Source organism: Streptomyces sp. NPDC002276, assembly GCF_053891435.1.
This window is the reverse complement of sequence record NZ_JBSFCQ010000013.1, coordinates 25649-48101: the sequence shown is the minus strand read 5'-3', so window position 1 is coordinate 48101 and position 22453 is coordinate 25649. Positions and strand designations below refer to the sequence as shown.

At 68.7% G+C, this 22453-nt stretch carries 15 protein-coding genes; 13 read left to right on the top strand and 2 right to left on the bottom strand.

Going from position 1 to position 22453, the window contains the following annotated elements:
• The first annotated feature begins 116 nt into the window (after positions 1-116).
• Both betA and ACWIHT_RS29700 read left to right on the top strand, forming a co-directional pair.
• Positions 117-1784, top strand: a complete 1668-nt coding sequence (gene betA, locus ACWIHT_RS29705) for a choline dehydrogenase (protein ID WP_456171555.1) — start codon at positions 117-119, stop codon at positions 1782-1784.
• 6 nt (positions 1785-1790) lie between these two features.
• Positions 1791-2627: a 5,10-methylenetetrahydrofolate reductase gene (locus ACWIHT_RS29700; RefSeq protein ID WP_456171554.1), complete on the top strand. Its 837-nt coding sequence runs from the start codon at positions 1791-1793 to the stop codon at positions 2625-2627.
• Between the two features lie 28 nt (positions 2628-2655).
• Here ACWIHT_RS29700 and purU read toward each other — a convergent pair whose 3' ends face one another.
• Entirely contained in the window at positions 2656-3528 is an 873-nt protein-coding gene (purU, locus tag ACWIHT_RS29695; RefSeq protein ID WP_456171366.1) for a formyltetrahydrofolate deformylase, read from the bottom strand.
• 220 nt (positions 3529-3748) lie between these two features.
• On the opposite strand from purU, the gene ACWIHT_RS29690 reads away from it, so the two are divergent.
• The 9 genes from ACWIHT_RS29690 (at position 3749) to ACWIHT_RS29650 (ending at position 18411) form a co-directional block, all read left to right on the top strand.
• On the top strand, positions 3749-5218 hold the full coding sequence (locus tag ACWIHT_RS29690) for an aldehyde dehydrogenase family protein (RefSeq protein ID WP_456171365.1): 1470 nt from the start codon (positions 3749-3751) through the stop codon (positions 5216-5218).
• Positions 5219-5238: 20 nt separating this feature from the next.
• Positions 5239-6327 (top strand): quaternary amine ABC transporter ATP-binding protein, encoded by a 1089-nt coding sequence (locus ACWIHT_RS29685; RefSeq protein WP_200678406.1) that lies wholly within the window; start codon positions 5239-5241, stop codon positions 6325-6327.
• Entirely contained in the window at positions 6327-8333 is a 2007-nt protein-coding gene (locus ACWIHT_RS29680) for an ABC transporter permease (protein ID WP_456171364.1), read from the top strand. Before ACWIHT_RS29685 ends, ACWIHT_RS29680 begins: the two co-directional genes overlap by 1 nt.
• A 14-nt stretch (positions 8334-8347) precedes the next feature.
• Positions 8348-9325, top strand: coding sequence for an ABC transporter substrate-binding protein (locus ACWIHT_RS29675; RefSeq protein ID WP_456171363.1), 978 nt, complete (start codon positions 8348-8350; stop codon positions 9323-9325).
• Positions 9326-9553: 228 nt separating this feature from the next.
• Complete coding sequence (locus ACWIHT_RS29670) at positions 9554-11992, top strand: GcvT family protein (RefSeq protein WP_456171362.1); 2439 nt, start codon at positions 9554-9556, stop codon at positions 11990-11992.
• A 21-nt stretch (positions 11993-12013) separates the two neighbouring features.
• Entirely contained in the window at positions 12014-13297 is a 1284-nt protein-coding gene (gene glyA, locus ACWIHT_RS29665; protein WP_456171361.1) for a serine hydroxymethyltransferase, read from the top strand.
• The gene (locus tag ACWIHT_RS29660; protein ID WP_456171360.1) at positions 13294-14526 is read left to right on the top strand and encodes a sarcosine oxidase subunit beta family protein; all 1233 of its coding nucleotides are present in this window, start codon (positions 13294-13296) and stop codon (positions 14524-14526) included. The genes glyA and ACWIHT_RS29660 overlap by 4 nt, the downstream gene beginning before the upstream one ends.
• An 11-nt stretch (positions 14527-14537) precedes the next feature.
• Complete coding sequence (locus tag ACWIHT_RS29655) at positions 14538-17807, top strand: sarcosine oxidase subunit alpha family protein (RefSeq protein ID WP_456171359.1); 3270 nt, start codon at positions 14538-14540, stop codon at positions 17805-17807.
• Positions 17800-18411, top strand: a complete 612-nt coding sequence (locus ACWIHT_RS29650; protein WP_456171358.1) for a sarcosine oxidase subunit gamma — start codon at positions 17800-17802, stop codon at positions 18409-18411. Before ACWIHT_RS29655 ends, ACWIHT_RS29650 begins: the two co-directional genes overlap by 8 nt.
• A 64-nt stretch (positions 18412-18475) precedes the next feature.
• Here the strand turns inward: ACWIHT_RS29650 and ACWIHT_RS29645 are convergent, their stop codons facing one another.
• Positions 18476-19936 (bottom strand): MFS transporter, encoded by a 1461-nt coding sequence (locus ACWIHT_RS29645; protein ID WP_456171357.1) that lies wholly within the window; start codon positions 19934-19936, stop codon positions 18476-18478.
• A 264-nt stretch (positions 19937-20200) separates the two neighbouring features.
• Between ACWIHT_RS29645 and ACWIHT_RS29640 the strand changes: the two genes are divergently transcribed.
• On the top strand, positions 20201-21976 hold the full coding sequence (locus tag ACWIHT_RS29640) for a tannase/feruloyl esterase family alpha/beta hydrolase (RefSeq protein ID WP_456171356.1): 1776 nt from the start codon (positions 20201-20203) through the stop codon (positions 21974-21976).
• A gap of 128 nt (positions 21977-22104) precedes the next feature.
• Entirely contained in the window at positions 22105-22437 is a 333-nt protein-coding gene (locus ACWIHT_RS29635) for a DUF2218 domain-containing protein (RefSeq protein ID WP_427923998.1), read from the top strand.
• Positions 22438-22453 lie beyond the last annotated feature (16 nt).

The following is a 22453-nucleotide window of genomic DNA, read 5'->3' as shown; positions in this document are numbered from 1 at the left end:
CTGTAACAACCCGGAAACCCGGACCTTGCAAGTTGCGTTGCTCGCAACCTGGTGCGTATGGCGATACCCGTATTAGCATGCCTCGCGTATCTACGGCGCGAGCGAGACGAGAGATCATGGCTCCCCTGCAATACGACTTCGTCATCGTCGGCGGTGGATCCGCCGGCAGCGCACTGGCGAACCGGCTCTCCGCGGACCCGGGCAACAAGGTGCTCGTCCTGGAGGCCGGCCGACCCGACTACCCGTGGGACGTCTTCATCCACATGCCCGCCGCGCTGACCTATCCGATCGGCAGCCGGTTCTACGACTGGAAGTACGAGTCGGAACCCGAACCGCACATGGGCGACCGGCGCGTCTACCACGCCCGCGGCAAGGTGCTGGGCGGTTCCAGCAGCATCAACGGCATGATCTTCCAGCGCGGCAACCCCATGGACTACGAGCGCTGGGCCGCCGACGCCGGCATGGAGAGCTGGGACTACGCGCACTGTCTGCCGTACTTCCGGCGGATGGAGAACTGCCTCGCGGCCGAGCCCGACGACGAGTTCCGCGGCCACGAAGGCCCGCTCGTCCTCGAACGCGGCCCCGCCACCAACCCGTTGTTCGGCGCCTTCCTCAACGCCGTGCAGGAAGCGGGCTATCCGCGCACCGACGACGTCAACGGCTACCAGCAGGAGGGCTTCGCGCCCTTCGACCGCAACGTCAGCCGGGGCCGCCGCCTCTCCGCCTCGAAGGCCTACCTGAAGCCGGTCCGCAAGCGGCCCAACCTCACCATCACCACCCGCGCGATGGTCAACCGCGTTCTCTTCGAGGGCAAGAAGGCCGTCGGCGTCGAGTACAAGCATCGCGGCAAGCTCCACCAGGTGCGCGCCCGCGAGGTCATCCTCTGCGGCGGCGCCATCAACTCCCCACAACTGCTTCAGCTTTCGGGCGTCGGCAACGCCGAGGAGCTGAGCGCGCTCGGCATCGACGTCGTCCACGACCTGCCGGGCGTCGGCGAGAACATGCAGGACCACCTGGAGGTGTACATCCAGTACGCCTGCAAGCAACCCGTCTCCATGCAGCCGTACATGGCGAAGTGGCGCGCCCCCTTCATCGGCCTCCAGTGGCTGTTCCGCAAGGGCCCCGCCGCCACGAACCATTTCGAGGCCGGCGGCTTCGCGCGCAGCAACGAGGACGTCGACTACCCCAACCTGATGTTCCACTTCCTGCCCATCGCGGTCCGCTACGACGGCTCGTCGCCGGCCGGCGGCCACGGCTACCAGGTGCACGTCGGGCCCATGTACTCCGACGCGATCGGCTCGGTGAAGATCAAGAGCAAGGACCCGCTGGAGCACCCGGCGCTGCGCTTCAACTACCTCTCCACGGAACAGGACCGGCGGGAGTGGGTCGAGTCCGTCCGGGTCGCCCGCAAGCTCCTCAACCAGCCCGCGCTGGCCCCCTACAACGACGGCGAGATCTCGCCCGGCCCCTCCGTCGAGAGCGACGAGGAGATCCTCGCCTGGGTCGCCAAGGAGGGCGAGACCGCCCTGCATCCGTCCTGCACCTGCAAGATGGGCACCGACGAGATGTCGGTCGTCGATCCAACCAGCATGCGGGTGCACGGAGTTGAGGGGCTGCGGGTCGTCGACGCGTCGGTGATGCCGTACGTCACCAACGGCAACATCTACGCGCCCGTCATGATGATCGCCGAGAAGGCGGCCGACCTTATCCTCGGGAAGGAGCCGCTGGCTCCCTCCAAGGCCGTGTACTACCGCCACCGCGACGCCCAGAAGCAGGCCGGGTAGGGCGTGTTGGGCGGCGACGGTCTCAAGGCGCTGCTGTCGAGCGTCCGTTACGAGGTGCTGCCCGCCAAGGCGACCGAGGAGAAGGTCCTCGCCCATGTGCCGCGCGACGTCGTCGTCACCGTGACGGCGTCGCCGGTCAAGGGGCTGGAACCGACCCTCGACCTCGTCGAGCGATTGGCGGCACACGGCTACCGCGTGGTCCCGCACGTGCCCGCGCGGCTGCTGCGGGACGACGTGCATCTCAAGGACGTCGTCGACCGGCTCCGACAGGCCGGTGTCGACGACGTGTTCGTCCCGGCCGGCGACGCCGATCCACCGGCCGGGGTCTACGACGGGGCGCTGCCGGTGCTGCGCCGACTCGGCGAACTGGGCAGCCCGTTCGGCCGCGTCGGCATCACCGGCTATCCCGAGAGCCACCCCCTCATCCACGACGACCTCACCATCCAGGCCATGTGGGACAAGCGCGCCCACGCCACGTACATCGTCAGCAACCTGTGCTTCGACGCACGCGTGCTGGGGGAGTGGGTCGGCCGGATCCGTCGCCGTGACGTGACGCTGCCGGTGTACGTGGGCGTCGCGGGGCCGGTGCAGCGCGCGAAGCTGCTCGCCATGGCGACGAAGATCGGGGTGGGGGAGTCGACGCGGTTCCTCACGAGGCACGCGTCGTGGTTCCTGCGGTTCGCGGCGCCCGGGGGCTACTCGCCGGACCGGTTGCTCACCAGCGGTGCGGGGGCGCTGACCGCGCCCTCCGCGGGGGTGGCGGGCCTGCACGTCTTCACATTCAACCAGCTCGCGGAGACCGAGCGTTGGCGTCGTGCGGCGCTGGACCGGCTGGGCGGCTAGCCCAGCCGGTCCCGTATACGACCGTCGCTCACCGGAACACCACCGTCCGATTCCCGTCCACCATCACCCTGCTCTCGCTGTGCCACTTCACCGCGTGCGCCAGCACCTGCGCCTCCACGTCCCGCCCCACCGTCACCAGCTCCTCCGCGTCGAGCGAGTGGTCCACCCGGACCACGTCCTGGTCGATGATCTGGCCCTCGTCCAGCTCCGGTGTGACGTAGTGCGCGGTGGCGCCCACGAGCTTCACTCCCCGGTCGTACGCCTGCTGGTAGGGGCGGGCGCCCTTGAAGCTGGGGAGGAAGGAGTGGTGGATGTTGATGGCGCGGCCCTCCAGCTCCTTGCACAGGTCGTCGGAGAGGACCTGCATGTAGCGGGCCAGCACCACCAGCTCGATGTCCAGGTCGCGCACCAGTTCCAGAAGACGCGCCTCGGCCTCCGCCTTCGTGTCCCTCGTGACCGGGATGTGGTGGAAGGGAATGCCGTAGGTGTCCGCGAGGCCCTCGAAGTCGCGGTGGTTGGAGACGATCGCGGGGATCTCGATGTTGAGGGCGCCGGTGCGCTTGCGAAAGAGCAGGTCGTTCAGGCAGTGGCCGAATTTGGACACCATGATCAGGGTCCTGGTCGGCGTCGAGGCGTCCCGGAGGGTCCAGGAGATGCGATACGCCTCGGCGACCGGACCGAATCGGTAACGCAGTGTTTTCAGATCGGCGTTTGGATCGGAAACGTCGAAGTGGACCCTCATGAAGAAGCGGCCCTTGAGCCGATCATCGAATTGCCGGCTCTCCAGAATGTTGCCGGAGTTCCGGACGAGGAAGCCGCTCACGGCGTGGACCAGTCCGGTGGTGTCCGGGCACGAGAGGGTGAGGACGAATTCGCGGCCAGGGTGCGGTCGAGGGGACATGAACGGCCTCCGTCGGTGCGTGTTGCGCAACATGGTGAGCGATACGCAACATGGTTGGGCCGTGCGCCGCTCGCGGTCAAGAGGTGACCGGGCAATGGGCCGCATGGCGAAATCGTCATCTGCCAACCCCTTGACGTATGTCTGCACATTCGCCAGGGTGTTCCACCACAAGCAATACGGTGCACAATGCGCAACGGAATTCGCTCGAAGGGCTCCACACGTGGCAGACCTGTATGTGGACGGAGAATGGCGCGACGCGGTGGCCGGTGGTCACCGCGAGATCCGCTGTCCCGCCGACGGCACGCTCACCGCGACCGTGTCCGAAGGAACGCGTCCCGACACCGAGGCCGCGATCGCCGCCGCCCGCCGCGCCTTCGACGAGGGACCCTGGCCGCATACCCCCGAGCGGGAGCGTGCCGCCCTGCTGCTGCGCACCGCCGACATCCTTGAGCGCGACGCCAAGGAGTTCGCCCGCGCCGAGTCGCTGGACTCCGGCAAGCGGCTGGTGGAGAGCGAGTACGACATCGCCGACGTCGTCTCCTGCTTCCGCTACTACGGCGGGATCGGCGGCACCGACGCCGGGCGGGTCATCGACACCGGGCGCGACGACGCCGTAAGCCGAGTCGTCTATGAGCCCGTTGGGGTGTGCGGGCTCATCACCCCCTGGAACTACCCGCTGCTGCAAGCCAGTTGGAAGGTTGCTCCGGCGCTTCTTGCGGGCAACACGATCGTCCTCAAGCCCAGTGAGCTGACGCCCTCCACCTCCATCCTGCTGATGAAGGCGCTGGAGGAGGCGGGCCTGCCGGCCGGGGCCGCCAATCTCGTCCTCGGGACCGGACCCGAGGTGGGCGCACCGCTCTCCGAGGACCCCGCCGTCGACATGGTCTCCTTCACCGGGGGCCTGGAGACCGGCAAACGCATCATGGCCACCGCCGCCGCGACCGTGAAGAAGGTCGCGCTGGAGCTGGGCGGCAAGAACCCCAACGTCGTCTTCGCCGACGCCGACTTCGAGACGGCCGTGGACTTCGCGCTCACGGCCGTCTTCCTGCACTCCGGCCAAGTCTGCTCCGCCGGCGCCCGGTTGATCGTCGAGGACTCGCTGCACGACCGCTTCGTGGACGAAGTGGTGTGCCGCGCCCGGCAGATCAGGCTCGGCGGGCCCTTCGACCCCGAGGCCGAGACCGGCGCGCTGATCTCCGCTCAGCACCGCGAGAAGGTCGAGGCGTATGTCGCCGCCGGGATCGCCGAGGGCGCCGTACTGCGGTGCGGTGGCGAGCGCCCGACCGAACCCACCCTCGCCGACGGGCACTTCTACCCGCCGACCGTCCTCGACGGCTGCACGCAGGACATGCGGGTGGTGCACGAGGAGTCCTTTGGACCGGTCCTGACCGTCGAGCGCTTCACCGACGAGGACGACGCCGTACGCATCGCCAACGACACCGAGTACGGACTCGCCGGCGCCGTCTGGACCCAGGACGCGGGGAAGGCCCAGCGGGTCGCCCGGCGGCTGCGGCACGGCACCGTGTGGATCAACGACTACCACCCCTATGTGCCGCAGGCGGAATGGGGTGGCTTCGGACACTCGGGTGTGGGACGGGAGTTGGGACCGACCGGCCTGAACGAGTACCGAGAGCCCAAGCACATCTGGCAGAACATCCAACCCCGGCCGCAGCACTGGTTCCGCGGCTGAACGCCGAAAAGAGGTCGATCGTGACCCCAGCACAGACCGAGGTGCCGCAGCGGCGCGGCACGCCCCAGGACTCGGGCCCCACCCCGGTCATCTCCGTGCGCAAGCTGTGGAAGGTGTTCGGGCCGAAGGCCGACCAGGTACCCGACTCAGAGGAACTGTGCGGGCTCACCCGTCGTGAACTGATGGACCGCACCGGCTGCACCGCCGCCGTACGCGATGTGAACTTCGAGGTCTCGCCCGGCGAGGTCTTCGTCGTCATGGGCCTGTCCGGCTCCGGGAAGTCCACCCTGGTGCGATGTCTGACCCGGCTGATCGAACCCACCGCGGGTGAGATCGTCTTCGAGGGCGAGGACATCCGGGACGCGGACGCCAAGCGGCTGCGCGAGCTGCGGCGCCGTAAGTTCTCCATGGTCTTCCAGCACTTCGGGCTGCTGCCGCACCGCCGGGTCGTCGACAACGTGTCGTTCGGCCTGGAGATCCGCGGCATGAGCAAGGCCGAGCGCACCAAACGGGCCCTGGAGGTCGTGGAGTTGGTGGGGCTCTCCGGGTACGAGAACTCCTATCCCGACCAGCTCTCCGGCGGTATGCAGCAACGCGTCGGTCTGGCGCGGGCGTTGGCCGGAGACCCGGACGTCCTCCTCTTCGACGAACCGTTCTCCGCGCTCGACCCGCTGATCCGCCGTGACATGCAGAACGAGGTCATCCGGCTGCACCACGAGGTCGGCAAGACCATGGTGTTCATCACCCACGACCTGTCCGAGGCCCTCAAGTTGGGCGACCGCATCCTCATCATGCGCGACGGCAAGATGGTGCAGTGCGGTACCGGTGACGAGCTGGTCGGGGCCCCCGCCGACGACTACGTGCGCGAGTTCGTGAAGGACGTGCCGCGCGGAGACGTCCTCACCCTGCGCTGGATCATGCGCCCCGCCGTCGACGAAGACCCCCTGGACGGGCCGGAGTTGGGACCCGACGTCGTCGTACGCGAGGCCACCCGCGCGGTGCTCGCGGCCGACAAGCCGGTCAAGGTCGTCGAGAACGGCAAGCTGCTCGGCATCGTCGGCGACGAGGAGATCCTCGCGGTCGTCGCCGGGCGGGAAGGCGACGCGTGATGACCGTCGCCGTGGAGAAACCGGAGCCCGCAGCCCAAGTCGCGGACGCCGTACCGGACTTGAAGAGCCCGCGCCGCAAGGTCACCCGGCCCATGATGGTCGGCGCCATTGTCGTCGTGTGGCTGGTGCTGTTCGCCGTGCTGCGCGGAAAGCAGACGCTGACGCTCGCGGCGGCCGATCTCACCGGACTGCACCGGTGGTTCAACGACCTCAACGACTCGGTCGGCGCCAACCGCAACTCCAACCCGCTCTTCCTCTACTTCTTCAACGAGATCCGCCTGGTCATCGACAACCTGGTGACCTTCGTCCAGGACCTGATCTCGCAGCCGAGCGGCGACCGGCCGGTGCCGCAGATCGGCTGGCTCGGGGTCGTCGGCATCACCGGCTTCGTGTCCTGGGCCGTCGGCAACTGGCGGGTCGCGCTCCTCGCCATGGCCGGCTTCGCCTTCTTCGGGCTCCAGGGCCTGTGGCAGGAGAGCATGGACACCCTGGCGCTCACCCTCTCCGCCGTCCTCGTGGCGCTGGTGTTCGCCATCCCGCTGGGGGTGTGGGCGGGGCTGTCCGACCGGTTCAACCGGATCATCACGCCCTTCCTCGACTTCATGCAGACGATGCCGACCTTCGTCTACCTCGCCCCACTCACCCTGATCTTCCTGATCGGACCGGCCTCCGCCGTGATCGCCACGGTCATCTACGCGGCCCCGCCCGCGATCCGCATCACCGCGCACGGCATCCGCAACGTCCCGGAGACGACCGTGGAAGCGGCCGACTCGATGGGGTCGACGCGCTGGCAGTCGCTGATCAAGGTGCTGCTGCCGATGGCCAAGCGGACCGTGGTGATGGGTGTCAACCAGACCATCATGGCCGCCCTCGCGATGGTCACCATCGCGGCCCTGATCGACGCGCCCGGTCTCGGCAAGACCGTCATGCAGGCATTGCAGTCGCTCGACGTCGGTACGGCGTTCAACGCGGGCCTCGCCATCGTCATCATGGCCATCGTCCTCGACCGGGTCACCACCGCGTCCAGCACGAGGGCGGAACAGGCCCGCAACTCGTCCGGCCGCTTCCTCAAGTGGCGTCGCCCGCTGCTCGGTTCGGGCGCCGTGGGTGTCGTAGTCCTGATCTATCTGTCGCACACCTACCTCTGGGCGGCGCAGTTCCCGGGTGACGGCACCACTGGCAGCCACATCGCCAACGCGGCGGACAGCGTGACGACTTGGGCGCAGGACAACCTGTCCGGCATCACCAACGCCTTCCGGGACGCGATCACCAACGGGCTGCTCAACCCGTTCCAGTCGCTGCTGACCGACTCCCCGTGGTGGCTCGTCGGCGCGGCCCTCATCGGCATCGGCGTGGTCGTCGGCGGCTGGCGTTCCGGGGTCACAACTGCCATATGTGTCGGCCTACTTGTGGGCACCGGCGTGTGGTCGGACGCGATGACGACGCTGGCCTCGACCGTCGTCGCGACCGTGATCGTGATGCTGTTCGGCATCGCCTTCGGCGTGTGGATGGGGCGCAGCATGATGGTGGACCGGGTGTTGCGGCCCACGCTGGACGCGGCGCAGGTCATGCCGCCGTTCGTCTATCTGGTGCCGTTCCTGGCGCTGTTCGGCGCGACCCGCTTCACCGCGATCGTCGCCGCCGTCGTCTACGCCGTACCGGTCGCCATCAAGATCACCGCCGACGGGGTACGGGCCGTACCGGAGACGACAGTTGAGGCGGCCACCGCGGCCGGGTGCAACACCTGGCAGATCATCACCAAGGTTCAACTCCCGATGGCACGCAGCGCCCTGACCCTCGCGACCAACCAGGGCCTGATCTATGTGCTGTCGATGGTTGTTGTGGGCGGTCTGGTGGGAGCCGGCGCCCTCGGCTACGACGTCGTGGCCGGATTCTCCCAGAGCGAGCTGTACGGCAAGGGGTTGGCGGCGGGGCTGGCCATCGTCCTGCTCGGAGTCATGTTCGACCGGATCACTCAGGCGGCCGCGCGCCGAACCAGCGCTTAAAGGAGCACGACACCATGGCAAGACACTGGCGAACCGGCGCGGCCGGCCTGGCCGTTCTCGGCCTCTCCCTCACCGCCTGCGGCGGGGCGAAGGTCGGCGACACGTCCTCCGGCTCGGACTCGGGCAGCAGCTCGGGCAGCTCGGCGAAGTGCGGGACCTTCAACCTCGCGGTCAACCCGTGGGTGGGCTACGAGGCGGACGCGGCGGTCGTCGCGTACGTCGCGCAGCACCAACTCGGCTGTACGGTAAACAAGAAGGACCTGAAAGAGGAGATCGCCTGGCAGGGCTTCGGGACCGGCGAGGTGGACGCCGTCCTGGAGAACTGGGGCCACGACGACCTCAAGAAGAAGTACATCACCGGCCAGAAGACCGCCGTCGAGGCCGGCCAGACCGGCAACAAAGGCATCATCGGCTGGTACGTGCCGCCGTGGCTCGCGAAGGCCCACCCGGACATCCTCAACTACAAGAACCTCAACAAGTACGCGTCCAAGTTCAAGACCTCCGAGTCGGGCGGCAAGGGCCAACTCCTCGACGGCGACCCGTCGTACGTCACGAACGACGCCGCGCTGGTGAAGAACCTGAAGCTCGACTTCAAGGTGGTGTACGCGGGCAGCGAGACCGCGCTCATCCAGGCCTTCCGCACCGCCGAGAAGAACAAGCAGTGGGTCATCGGCTACTTCTACGAGCCGCAGTGGTTCCTGTCCGAGGTGGCGCTCAAGAAGGTCACCCTGCCCGCATACACGACGGGTTGTGACGCGGTCGCCTCGAAGATCGCCTGCGACTATCCGGTCTACGACCTCGACAAGATCGTCAGCGCGAAGTTCGCCAAGTCGGGCAGCCCCGCCTACAACCTGGTGAAGAACTTCAACTGGACCAACGACGACCAGAACACCGTCGCCAAGTACATAGCGCAGGACAAGCTGTCCGACGACGCGGCGGCGAAGAAGTGGGTCGACGCCAACCAGGCCAAGGTGGACGCCTGGCTCAAGTAGCGGCTCAAGTAGCCCCAGCGGAAAGCCGGTTGACCATGCCCGGTGGGCGGTGCGCGCGGACGCGTACCGCCCACCGGGCATCGCCGTGTTCGGGCCGGTGATCAGGGGCGTCGGCCGACGTCTCGGACCCCTTGACACCCGCTCCTCGCGCCGGGCACATTGAGTTGCGCAACCTGAAGCATGTTGCGCAGACAGCAACTGGATTGCTCTCTAGCCGGAGGTGCGGCGATGGCGGGACCCCGAGTGGTCATCATCGGAGCGGGCGTCGTGGGGGCGGCGCTCGCGGACGAGATCTCCGCGCGAGGCTGGACCGAAGTGACCGTGGTCGACCAGGGCCCGCTGCCCGCCACCGGGGGCTCCTCCTCGCACGCCCCAGGACTGGTCTTCCAGACCAACTCCTCAAAAACCATGACCGAGTTGGCCCGCTACACGGTCGAGAAGTTCTGCTCCCTCGACGTCGACGGCAAGCCCTGCTTCCTCCAGGTCGGCGGCCTCGAAGTCGCCACCACCCCCGAGCGTGTCGCCGAACTCCACCGCCGCCACGGCTGGATCACCGCGTGGGGCATCGAGGCCCACCTCCTCACCCCCGAGGAGTGCGTCGAGCACCACCCGCTCCTCAACCCCGACAAGGTCCTCGGCGGCCTCCTGGTCCCCACCGACGGCCTCGCGAAGGCCGTCCTCGCCGTGGAGGCCCAGATCCGCCGCGCCACGGACCGTGGCGTGACCTTCCTGGCCCGCCACGAGGTCCTGGACGTCCAGCGGTCCGACGGCCGCGTCACCGGCGTCCTCACCGACCAGGGCGAGATCCCCGCCGACATCGTCGTGTGCTGCGCCGGCATCTGGGGCCCGAAGATCGCGCGCATGGTCGGCATGAACCTCCCGCTGACCCCGCTCGGCCACCAGCTCGCCTGGACCGGTCCAGTACCGGCCCTCGCCGGCCAGACGGAGGAAGCGGTCCGCCCGATCCTGCGCCACCAGGACGCCGACCTCTACTACCGCGACCGCTTCGACGCCATCGGCATCGGCTACTACGGCCACCGCCCGATGCCCATCTCGGCCGACGAGATCCTCTCGGTCGAAGAGGCGGCCGACATGCCGTCCGTCCTCAAGTTCACCGAGGACGACTTCGCGTCCGCGTGGACGGAGACCCAGTCCCTGCTCCCCGCGACGAAGGACACGAAGGTCGAGGAGGGCATCAACGGCCTCTTCTCCTTCACCACCGACAACTTCCCCCTCCTCGGGGAGAGTTCGGAGGTCAAGGGCTTCTGGGTCGCCGAGGCGGTCTGGGTCACGCACTCGGCGGGCGTCGGCCGTGCGATGGCCGAGTGGCTGGTCGACGGTCACTGCTCGTCCTTCGACCTCCACGAGTGCGACGTCAACCGCTTCGAGCAGCACCAACTCGCCCCGGAATACGTGCTGGCCCGCGACTGCCAGAACTTCGTCGAGGTCTACGACATCCTTCACCCCCTCCAGCCGTCCGGGAAGCCGCGCCCGATCCGCACCAGCCCCTTCCACACCCGCCAGCAGGAACACGGCGCGTTCTTCCTGGAGGCCAACGGCTGGGAGCGCCCCCAGTGGTACGAGGCCAACTCCGGCCTGGTGGAAGGCCGTTCGATCCCGACCCCCAACGACTGGGCGGCCCAGTACTGGTCGCCCATCGTCGGCGCCGAGGCACAGGCCACCCGCGAGACCGTCGCGATGTACGACATGACGGCCCTCAAGCGCCTGGAGGTGACCGGCCCCGGTGCCGCCGACTTCCTGGAGGGCCTGGTCACCGGCAAGGTCGCCAAGTCGGTCGGCTCGGTGACATACACCCTGCTCCTCGACCATGACGGCGGCATTCGCAGCGACATCACCGTCGCCCGCCTGGCCCGCGACCGCTTCCAGGTCGGCGCCAACGGCAACCTCGACCTCGACTGGTTCACCCGCCATCTGCCCGCCGATGGAACGGTCCAAGTCCACGACATCACCCCCGGCACCTGCTGCATAGGCCTGTGGGGCCCACTGGCCCGCAAGGTCCTCCAGCCCCTGACGGACGAGGACTTCACGAACGAGGGCCTCAAGTACTTCCGCGCCAAGCGGGCCTACATTGGAACGGTCCCGGTCACCGCCATGCGCCTCTCCTACGTCGGCGAACTCGGCTGGGAGCTGTACACCACCTCCGACCAGGGCCAGAAACTCTGGGACACCCTGTGGCAGGCGGCCCAGCCCCTCGGCGGTGTCATCGCGGGCCGAGGCGCCTTCAACAGCCTCCGCCTGGAGAAGGGTTACCGCTCCTTCGGCACCGACATGACCTACGAGCACGACCCCTACGAGGCCGGCGTCGGCTTCGCCGTCAAACTCGACAAGGGCGACTTCATCGGCAAGGCGGCCCTGGAACGCCGAAAGGCCGACGTGCGACGGCAGTTGACCTGTCTGACCATCGACGACCCCCGCTCGGTCGTCATGGGCAAGGAGCCCGTCTACGACGGCGAGCGCGCCGTCGGCTACGTCACCAGCGCCGCCTACGGCTACACGATCGGCAAGGGCATCGCCTACGCCTGGCTGCCGACCGAACTCACCACCCCTGGCACCCAGTTGCACATCGGCTACTTCGACGAGCGCGTGGAAGCGGTCGTCGCGGCGGAGCCACTGTTCGACCCGACGATGTCCCGACTCCGAGGCTAGCCGGAAGGACGCGAACGCCGAATGAACGCGCTGAACACGCCCCTCGCCGAACTGGACCCCGAGGTCCACGCCGCGCTCCGCGCCGAACTGCACCGCCAGCAGTCCACGTTGGAGATGATCGCCTCCGAGAACTTCGCCCCCTCCGCCGTACTGGAGGCGCAGGGCTCGGTCCTCACCAACAAGTACGCGGAGGGCTACCCCGGTCGCCGCTACTACGGCGGCTGCGAACACGTCGACGTCACCGAGCGGTTGGCGATCGAGCGGGTCAAGTCCCTCTTCGGCGCGGGCTTCGCCAACGTCCAGCCGCACTCGGGCGCTCAGGCCAACACGGCGGTCTTCTTCGCCCTGTTGAAGCCCGGCGACACGATCCTCGGCCTCGACCTCGCGCACGGCGGCCACCTCACGCACGGCATGCGCCTCAACTACAGCGGCAAGATGCTGAACGTGGTTCCTTACCACGTTTCCGAGACCGACAATCTGGTCGACATGGACGAGGTGGAGCGCCTCGCCAAGGAACACGGCCCCAAGATGATCATCGCGGGCTGGTCGGCGTATCCACGGCAGTTGGACTTCGCGGAGTTCCGGCGGATCGCCGACGAGGTGGGCGCGCTGCTGATGGTCGACATGGCGCACTTCGCGGGCCTGGTAGCGGCAGGCCTGCACCCCAACCCCGTCCCGCACGCCCACGTGACCACGACGACGACGCACAAAACCCTCGGCGGCCCACGCGGCGGAGTCATCCTCACCAACGAGGCGGACCTGGCCAAGAAGATCAACTCGGCGGTGTTCCCCGGCATGCAGGGCGGCCCGCTGGAGCACGTCATCGCCGCGAAGGCGGTGTCGTTCAAGGTCGCGGCCTCACCCGAGTTCGTCGAACGCCAGGCCCGCACACTCGCCGGTTCCCGCATCCTCGCCGAACGCCTCACGCGGCCGGACGTGGCGGACACCGGGGTGAAGGTCCTCACGGGTGGCACGGACGTCCACCTGGTCCTGGTCGACCTGCGTGACTCGGAGTTGGACGGCAGGCAGGCGGAAGACCTTCTCCACGAGATCGGCATCACCGTCAACCGCAACGCAGTCCCCTTCGACCCGCGCCCGCCCATGGTCACATCGGGACTGCGCATCGGCACCCCGGCACTGGCGACACGCGGCTTCACGGAGGAGGACTTCGCGGAGGTCTCCGACGTGATCGCGCTGGCCCTCCAACCGGCCCCGGACACAGCCGAGTTGCGCTCCCGCACCGAGGCCCTCGCCGCGAAACACCCGCTCTACCCGCACCTGTCCGAGGAGGACGCCCCCCGATGACCACCCGCACCCCGGGCGCCGACCTCCCCGAACACCCCGACTGGCTCTGGCGCACACCCGAGCCGAAACGCTCGTACGACGTGATCGTGGTCGGCGGCGGAGGCCACGGCCTCGCCACCGCCCACTACTTGGCGAAGAACCACGGCATCACGAACGTCGCGGTGCTGGAGAAGGGCTGGCTCGCGGGCGGCAACATGGCCCGCAACACCACGATCATCCGTTCCAACTACCTCTGGGACGAGAGCGCGGGCATCTACGAGCACGCGCTGAAACTGTGGGAAGGGTTGGAGGAGGAGCTGGACTACCCGATCCTCTTCTCCCAGCGAGGAGTGCTCAACCTCGCGCACAGCCTCCAGGACGTCCGCGACAGCGTGCGCCGGGTCGAGGCGAACCGCCTGAACGGCGTGGACGCGGAATGGCTCGACGAACGGCAGGTCAAAGAGGTCTGCCCGATCGTCAACATCTCGCCGGACGTGCGCTATCCGGTCATGGGCGCCACCTACCAACCACGCGCGGGCATCGCCAAGCACGACCACGTGGCGTGGGGCCTGGCCCGCTCGGCGGACGCCGCAGGCATCGACATCATCCAGAACTGCGAGGTCACGGGACTCGACATCGAGGGTGGCCGGGTGGTCGGCGTACAGACGACACTGGGCCCGATAGCGGCGGGCAAGGTGGCACTCTGCTCGGCAGGCCACACATCGGTCCTGGCGGCGATGGCGGGCATCGAACTCCCGCTCCAGAGCCACCCGTTGCAGGCGCTGGTGTCGGAACTCCTTGAGCCGGTCCACCCCACGGTCGTGATGTCCAACGCGGTCCACGTGTACGTGAGCCAGGCGCACAAGGGCGAGTTGGTGATGGGCGCGGGCATCGACTCGTACAACTCGTACACACAGCGAGGCGCGTTCCACATCATCGAGGAGCAAATGGCGGCGGCGCTGGAGCTGTTCCCGGTCTTCGCCCGCGCGCACGTCCTGCGTACGTGGGGCGGCATCGTGGACGTCACCCCCGACGCCTCACCCATAGTGGGCCTCACCCCGGTCAACAACCTCTACCTGAACTGCGGTTGGGGAACGGGCGGTTTCAAGGCCACCCCCGGCGTCGGCTGGGTCTACGCCCACACGATCGCCCACGACACGCCTCACCACCTCAACGCCCCCTTCTCGCTCGACCGTTTCACCACCGGCGCGCTCGTCGACGAGCACGGCGCCGCCGCGGTGGCCCACTAGGGAGCCCAACCATGCTGCTGATCCCCTGCCCCTGGTGCGGGCCCCGCGACGAGGCCGAGTTCCACTACGGCGGCCAGGCCCACGTGGCCTACCCGGAGAACCAGGCCGACCTGACCGACGAGGAATGGGCCCGCTACCTCTTCTTCCGCGCCAACCCCAAGGGCCCGTTCGCGGAACGCTGGAGCCACGCGGCGGGCTGCCGCCGCTGGTTCAACGCGGTACGGGACACGTCGACGAACGAGATCCTGAGGGTGTACAGGTCGGGCGAGCCACGCCCGGACACATATGAACCGCGCCAGGAAAATTCAGCCCGTCCGGCGTCCATTTCTGAGCGAAGGCCCACACAATCAGCCCGTCCGGCGTTTGAGGACGAGGCCCCTTCAGGGCCGACGGGGGTCCAGGGGGCAGAGGCCCCTGGGAACGGGACGGGTAGGGGCGGCGGGGGCGAAACAAGTCCCTACCGCCACCCCACCCACGGCCGAATCCACCGCCACACCCCCCTCACCTTCACCTTCGACGGCACCGAATACACGGGCTACAAAGGCGACACCCTAGCCTCCGCCCTCCTCGCCAACGGCATCATCCAAACCGGCACCAGCATCAAACTCGGCCGCCCCCGAGGCATCTTCACGGCCGGAGTGGAAGAACCCAACGCGGTGATCCAGATAGAGGCCCCCTTCCCAGAGCCGATGCTCCCCGCGACAACGATCGAGCTCTACGACGGCCTCGTCGCGACCAGCCTCCCCGGCCAGGGCCGCCTCGCCACGGAACCGGACCCCGCCCGCTACGACGCCGTCCACACCCACTGCGACCTGCTCGTGGTCGGCGCAGGCCCCGCCGGCCTCGCGGCAGCCGCAGCCGCCGCCCGCAGCGGAGCCCGAGTCATCCTCGCCGACGACCGCCCCGAACTGGGCGGCAGCCTCCTGGACACCGCCCAACTCGGCGACTGGGTAGCGGAGTTGACCGAGGAACTCACCACCACCCCCGAAGTGCGCGTACTGCCCCGCACCACCGTCTTCGGCCACTACGACGACAACCACCTCCTCGCCGTGGAACGCCGCACCAACCACCTCGGCGCCGCGGCCCCCACCCACGTCTCCCGCGAACGCGTCTGGCGCATCCGAGCCCGCCGAGTAGTTCTCGCAACGGGCGCGCACGAACGCTCACTTGCCTTCGCGGACAACGACCGCCCCGGCGTGATGCTCGCCGCCTCGGCCCGCGCCTACGTCAACCGTCACGGCGTCCTGCCCGGCCGCCAGGCCGTCGTCTTCACCACCAACGACAGTGCGTACGCAGCCGCGTTGGACCTCGCGAGGGCCGGAGTCCACCTCGCGGCGATCGTGGACACCCGCCCGTCCGAGAACGAGCCGACGGAGTGGGCACGCCGAGCCCGCGAGGCCGGCATCGAGGTACTCACCGGCCACGCCGTCGTCGCCACCGAGGGCGCCCCGCGACTCACCGCCGTGACGGTCGCCCCGTACGGCGAAACCACAGGCACGACAAGGCACTTCGCGACCGACCTCCTCCTGGTCTCGGGCGGCTGGAACCCGGTCGCCCACCTCTTCAGCCAGGCCGGCGGCAAGCTCCGCTACGACGACACCCTCGGCTCCTTCGTCCCCGACACCTGCCGACAAGCGGTCGAGGTCGCGGGCAGCGCGAACGGAGCGCTGGACCTGGCCGAAGTCCTCGCGCAGGGCGCGGCCGCGGGCGCCCGCGCGATCGAGGCCGAGGGTTACACCGCCGGGGCGCCGAACCTGCCCCAGGTGCCCACCGAACCCGCCACCACCCCCGCCATGCAGGTCTTCCTCGTCCCCTCCGCCACCGAAGCACCCCGCTTCGTGGACCTCCAACGAGACGTCACCGTCGCCGACTTGACCCGCGCCACATCCGCCGGCCTCGACTCGGTCGAGCACACCAAGCGCTACACAACAGCGGGCACCGCCAACGACCAGGGCAAGACCTCCGGCATCCTGGCGAGCGGCGTGGTCGCGGAACTCCTCGGCGTCGACATCTCGGACCTCGGCACAACGACCTTCCGCCCGCCCTACACCCCCGTCTCCTTCGCCACCCTCGCCGGTCGCGACCGGGGCGCGCTGCACGACCCGATCCGTACGACGGCCCTGCACGACTGGCACGTCATGCAGGGCGCCCTGTTCGAGAACGTCGGCCAGTGGAAGCGCCCTTGGTACTACCCGCGGGATGGCGAGGACATGGAGACCGCGGTCCTGCGCGAGTGCGCGGCGGCCCGCGAGGGCGTCGGGTTCATGGACGGTTCCACCCTCGGCAAGATCGACGTACAGGGCCCGGACGCCCCCGTCTTCCTCGACCGGCTCTACACCAACATGATGAGCAACCTGAAGGTCGGCATGATCCGTTACGGCGTCATGTGCCGCCCGGACGGCATGGTCTTCGACGACGGCACCGCCATCCGCCTCGCACCGGACCGCTACCTGGTCACCACGACCACGGGCAACGCCGCCGCCGTACTCGACTGGATGGAGGAGTGGCACCAGACCGAGTGGCCCGAACTCCGCGTCCACTGCGCCTCGGTGACCGAACAGTGGGCCACCGTCGCCCTGGTCGGCCCCCGCTCCCGCGAGGTGCTCGGCTCGCTCGCGCCCCAACTGGCCGTCGGCAACGACGACTTCCCGTTCATGGCCTGGCGGGACACGACCGTCGCGGGCATCGAGGCGAGGGTGTGCCGGATCAGCTTCTCCGGTGAACTCGCCTACGAGATCAACGTGTCACCGTGGGAGGCGCTCGCCCTGTGGGAGGCGCTGTACGAGGCCGGTGCCCCCTTCGGCATCACCCCGTACGGCACCGAGACCATGCACGTCCTGCGCGCCGAGAAGGGCTACCCGATCATCGGCCAGGACACCGACGGCACCGTAACTCCCCAGGATCTCGGCATGAGTTGGGCGGTGTCGAAGAAGAAGCCCGACTTCATCGGCAAGCGCTCCTACGCCCGCGCCGACGCCGTCCGCCCCGACCGCAAGCACCTGGTCGGCCTGCTCCCGGACGACCCCGCCGCCTTCCTCCCCGAGGGCACCCAACTGATCGCGGACAGCGTGCTCCCGGCCCCACCCGTCCCGATGCTGGGCCACGTCACCTCCAGCTACCGCAGCGCCGCCCTCGGCCGCACCTTCGCCCTCGCCCTGATCAAGGGCGGCCGGGACCGCATCGGCGAACGCCTCTACGCCCCCGTGGGCGACGAGTTGATCCCGGTCACCGTCGCGAGCCCCGTCCTCTACGACCCCGAAGGAGCCCGCCGCGATGGCTGACACCGTCCTCTCCGTGCCGCGCCGCAGCCCCCTCGCGGGTGCCGTAGGCCGGTTGGCCGCCGCGACCCGCTCCTCCGGCGGCACGGTCCGGCTGGCCGAACTGCCCTTCCTGGCCCAGGTGAACGTCCGGCTCGACGCGAAGGGCGCGGCGGCGGACGCCGTAGGACTCGCTCTTGGGTTGCCTCTGCCTCTGGAGCCCAACACGGTTGTGCGGTCCGGGGAGTTGCGGGTGCTGTGGCTCGGTCCGGACGAGTGGCTGGTGGTGGGGCCGCCGGACACGCAGCGGGATGTGGAGGGCCGGATCCGGGCGGCGAGCGGTGACGAGCACGTGGCCGTCACCGATATGTCCGCCCAGCGCACCACTCTTCTCGTCTCGGGTTCCCGGGCCCGCGACCTGCTCGCCCACGGCTGCCCCCTGGACCTGCACCCGCGTGCCTTCGGCGCCGGGCGCTGCGCTCAGACCACCGTGGCCCGTACCCAGGTCGTGCTGGTCGCCCGGGACGAACCCGGGGCCGGATTCTGGGTGTTGGTGCGTTCGTCCTTCGCCGGGTATCTGGCGGACTGGCTGCTCGACGCGGCGGCCGAGTACACGCGGAACGACTGAACCCGCCGTACGCCGAAGGCCGTTCGCCCGTCGCCGGGAGAACGGCCTTCACGGTGTGCGGACGTCAGGCCGCCTGACCGACCTCCACCTCGTCGAGGTGCTTGCTCTTGGGGATCAGAGCGACGAGCACCGCGCCCACGGCAACGCAACCGACCACCAGCCAGAGGCCGTTGGTGAAGCCGGCGTCGAGGTAGAACTGGGTGCCCTTGAGGATCGCCCCGTGCTGGGCCATCACGACGAAGGCCAGCTGGGAGACGACGATCTGGGCGACGCCCTGGCCGAGGTTCTGGACGCCGTTGGCCAGCGCCTGTTCCTCGGGTGTGACCACCTCGATGATCATGATGGGCACGATCGCCATGGTGATGCCGGTGCCGAGTCCCGCGATCACGCCCATCTCGATGATCTGCGCGGCGCTGTGGTGCAGATGGGTGCCGATGCCGTAGCCGAGGACCGCGAGTGAGGCGCCGGTGCCCAGGAGGATGCGTGCGTCCAGCCGGCGGGCGAGGAAACCGGTGCCCACGGCCCCGATGATGATCATGGCGCTGATGGGACTGGTGACGATGGCGTTGTGGGTTCCGGACCAGCCGAGGCCCGCCGAGATGGTGGGGATGTTGGGCATCAGGATCAGGAGCTGGATCACCACGCCGACCGCGCTGAGCGAGCCTGCCGCGATGGACGTGGCCAGCAGGACGGTCCACACGGGCCGACGCCGGGTCATGGAGAGGGGGAACAGGGGTTCGGCGACCCGGCGCTCCACGAAGACGAAGGCGATGAGGGCGACGGCGGCTGCGATGACGTAGCCGATGAACTTGCCGCTGCCCCAGCCCCAGTTGGAGCCCTGGCCGACGGCGTAGACGATGGCCGTGACGCCGCCGCCGAGGAGGATTCCGCCGACCCAGTCCATGCGGGTGGCCGCCGCGCGGACCGGGCTCTCCGGCACGAAGGCGCCCACCAGCAGGAAGCTGACGGCGGTGCTGATGGCCATGAACCACAGGACGCCGCGGAAGCCGTAGTCGTCCAGCAGCCAGCCGGACAGGAACGGCCCGCCGAACGCGACGAGACCGATACCGCCGGCCAGGATGCCGCTGGCGACACCGACCCACTTGCGGGGGAACACATCGCGGGTGATGGCGTAGGCGAGCGGCGCGCTGGCGGTGTAGATGCCCGCGATGCCGCGGCCGATCAGCAGGGTGCGGTAGTCGGTGGCGAGGGCGGAGACCAGGTCGCCGACCAGGCCGAGCCCGATGGCCACGAGCAGCACACGCTTCTTGCCGAAGATGGCCGCTGCCTTGACCACGAACGGGAGGAAGAACGTACCGGTCAACAGGGTCATCAGGGTGAACCACGCGATCTCGGTGGTTCTGAAGTGGATCGCGATGTCGGCCTGCGCGATGCCGGACAACGCGGCCATGAGTGCGACGAGTTGAACTGTCCACACGAGCGCGATGATCACGAGCACGTTGCGTCTGGTGGAGGGCGGTGTTTCGTCATCCTGCGGGGGACTGATCTGGGTCTGGGAGGACATCGGCGGCCTTCCGTAAGTGAGCGGAGCGAAGGTCCAGAGAGCCGATAAATTAGACCTAACGGTCGGTACAATCAATAAGTTGCGCAGAAAGAAAACTAACGTTGTGGTGGGTGTCGGCTCCGGCCCTGGTCAGCGGTATCGAGCCAAGTCTTCGACGAAATCGTCAACAATACAGTCGACGCTATTGCCTGCGGATTACCGGAGAGCTACGTTCCTCGCCGTGCCTGCACGACCCCGGTCCGGCGAGCGAACGGAGTGCCCAGCATGCCCAAGCTGTTCAGATGGTGTCGGTGGAATTCGGCTACCTTCCTGGCCACCCTCGCGGCAGCCGTCGCCCTGGTGATCGGGGCGAGTGTGGCGCTGGCCAACAGCGTGACCGGCGGTGCGCAGGCGGCCGACTCGGCCTCGGCGAAGGCCGTTTCGGTGGGTGCCACGACCTCGGGCATCGCACCGGCCATGTCCTGCTCCGGAGTCGCCCAACTCGACCTGGCCGCCGCCGTCCCCGGGGTGCCCTTCGAGATCAGCTCGGCCACCGAACTCGCCGCGAGCGCCAACACCCTTGGCAACTGGGCCGCTTGTGACGTCAAGGGCGTCATCGCCCCGCAACTCCACTTCGAGATCAAGCTCCCCGAGACCGGCTGGCAGGCCAACTACCTCCAGCTCGGCTGCGGCGGCCTGTGCGGCGGCGCCACCGTCACCAACGCCCCCGCCTCCGCCGGCTGCGTCCCGCTGACCACCGGCGCCTTCGCCGTCGCCTCCAGCGACGAGGGCCACCAGGTCGGCGGCGCCCTCTTCTCCACCGACCCCACCCTGAGCGCCGACTTCGGCTACAAGTCCGACCACGAACTGGTCCAGGCGGCCAAGGCGATCATCGAGCGGTACTACGGCCAGGCGGCCACCCACTCCTACTTCGACGGCTGCTCCCAGGGCGGCCACCAGGGCCTCACCGAGGCGCAGCGCTACCCGACCGACTTCGACGGCATCATCGCCGGCGCCCCGGCCAACAACTTCACCGCGCTGAACACCTTCTCGCACGCCTGGACCGCCCAGTCCGTCTACCTGAACGGCGGTCCGGCGACGATCACCAACGCCGACCTCGCCGACCTCCACAAGGCCGTCCTCAAGGGCTGCGGCGCCCCCGCCGACGGCATCATCGCCGACCCGCTCACCTGCACCTGGGACCCCGGCACCATCCAGTGCGCGACCGGTCAGGCGTCGACGACCGACAGCTACTGCCTGACCGCCGACCAGGTCACCACCCTGCGCCGCATCTACGCCGGACCCACCGACGGGCACGGCCAACTCCTCTACCCGGGCCACCAGTTGCGCGGCTCCGAGCTGAACTGGGCCGGCATCATCACCCCGGCCACCGCGACCGGCGCCAGCGGCGACATCGGTTTCGTCCGGGAGACCCTGCGCTACCAGATCTTCGACAGCCCCCAACCGGCCCTGACCTACAAGGACATCAAGTTCACGGCCGCCTACTACGACAAGGTGATGCGGCCCAACGAGGGCATGTACGACGCCACCGACCCCGACCTCACCGCGTTCAAGAAGGCCGGCGGCAAGCTCATCCTCTGGCACGGTCTCGGCGACCAGCACATCCCGGCCGTGGGAACGATGGCCTACTACAAGGCGGTTGAGAAGGCCGTCGGCGGCGAGGCGGCCACCAAGTCCTTCGCCCGGCTGTTCCTGCTCCCCGGCGTCGCGCACTGCGGCGGCGGCCAGGGCCCGAACACCTTCGACGCGCTGACCGCGATCACCGACTGGGTCACCAAGGGCGACGCCCCGGCGAGCCTGACGACCAAGTCCGTCGACAGCGGCGGCAACACCACCGCCTCCCGCCCGGTCTACCCGTTCCCGTACTACGCCAAGAACACCACGGGCGGTCCGGACACCGACGCGAGCAGCTACACCCCGGTCAAGTCCACCGCCGAGGCCGAGCTCAAGCTCAACTGGCTCGGCTCCTTCCGCTCCGGCTACGAGACGGTCGGCAACTGGGTGGGCCGTAAGTGGGTCGTCACCAAGGGCAAGAACTGACCCAGGGGAGAAGCCGACGGGCACGGCATCCATACGTTTCGGATCGCGCCGGGTGTCGTGTCCGTGCGGTGGCCCCAACTCTCCGGCACCATCGAGTCGTTGTGCACCCCCGACACCCTGGAGCCGTCATGTCCCGATCCGAAGCCCGCGTCGTCACCGACCGGCCGCAGCGCTACGCCAAGCAGCTCGCCTCCCACCTGGGGCGTCGCAGCGAGACCAGTTGGGACGAGGAGACCGGGGAGGGGCGTCTCGTCTTCCAGGACGGCACAGGATCGCTGACCGCCACCGAGGGGGCGTTGCTGCTCGCGGTGGAGGCGGAGCCCGAGTTCCTCGATCGGCTGGAAGACGTGGTGGGCCGGCATCTGGTCCGCTTCGGCACCAAGGACGAACTGGTCGTCGAGTGGCGGCGCGACAACGGCGAACCCGGCACCAGTCAGCGCAGCCCCGGCGACACTGCCTGAGCCGCGGTGACGATCC

What these genes read in the sequence shown, in the direction of transcription:
- betA (WP_456171555.1), top strand. Translation starts at nt 117, where the DNA reads ATGGCTCCCCTGCAATACGACTTCGTCATCGTCGGCGGTGGATCCGCC.
- purU (WP_456171366.1), bottom strand. Translation starts at nt 3,528, where the DNA reads ATGTCCCCTCGACCGCACCCTGGCCGCGAATTCGTCCTCACCCTCTCG.
- ACWIHT_RS29680 (WP_456171364.1), top strand. Translation starts at nt 6,327, where the DNA reads ATGACCGTCGCCGTGGAGAAACCGGAGCCCGCAGCCCAAGTCGCGGAC.
- ACWIHT_RS29675 (WP_456171363.1), top strand. Translation starts at nt 8,348, where the DNA reads ATGGCAAGACACTGGCGAACCGGCGCGGCCGGCCTGGCCGTTCTCGGC.
- ACWIHT_RS29670 (WP_456171362.1), top strand. Translation starts at nt 9,554, where the DNA reads ATGGCGGGACCCCGAGTGGTCATCATCGGAGCGGGCGTCGTGGGGGCG.
- glyA (WP_456171361.1), top strand. Translation starts at nt 12,014, where the DNA reads ATGAACGCGCTGAACACGCCCCTCGCCGAACTGGACCCCGAGGTCCAC.
- ACWIHT_RS29660 (WP_456171360.1), top strand. Translation starts at nt 13,294, where the DNA reads ATGACCACCCGCACCCCGGGCGCCGACCTCCCCGAACACCCCGACTGG.
- ACWIHT_RS29655 (WP_456171359.1), top strand. Translation starts at nt 14,538, where the DNA reads ATGCTGCTGATCCCCTGCCCCTGGTGCGGGCCCCGCGACGAGGCCGAG.
- ACWIHT_RS29650 (WP_456171358.1), top strand. Translation starts at nt 17,800, where the DNA reads ATGGCTGACACCGTCCTCTCCGTGCCGCGCCGCAGCCCCCTCGCGGGT.
- ACWIHT_RS29645 (WP_456171357.1), bottom strand. Translation starts at nt 19,936, where the DNA reads ATGTCCTCCCAGACCCAGATCAGTCCCCCGCAGGATGACGAAACACCG.
- ACWIHT_RS29640 (WP_456171356.1), top strand. Translation starts at nt 20,201, where the DNA reads ATGCCCAAGCTGTTCAGATGGTGTCGGTGGAATTCGGCTACCTTCCTG.
- ACWIHT_RS29635 (WP_427923998.1), top strand. Translation starts at nt 22,105, where the DNA reads ATGTCCCGATCCGAAGCCCGCGTCGTCACCGACCGGCCGCAGCGCTAC.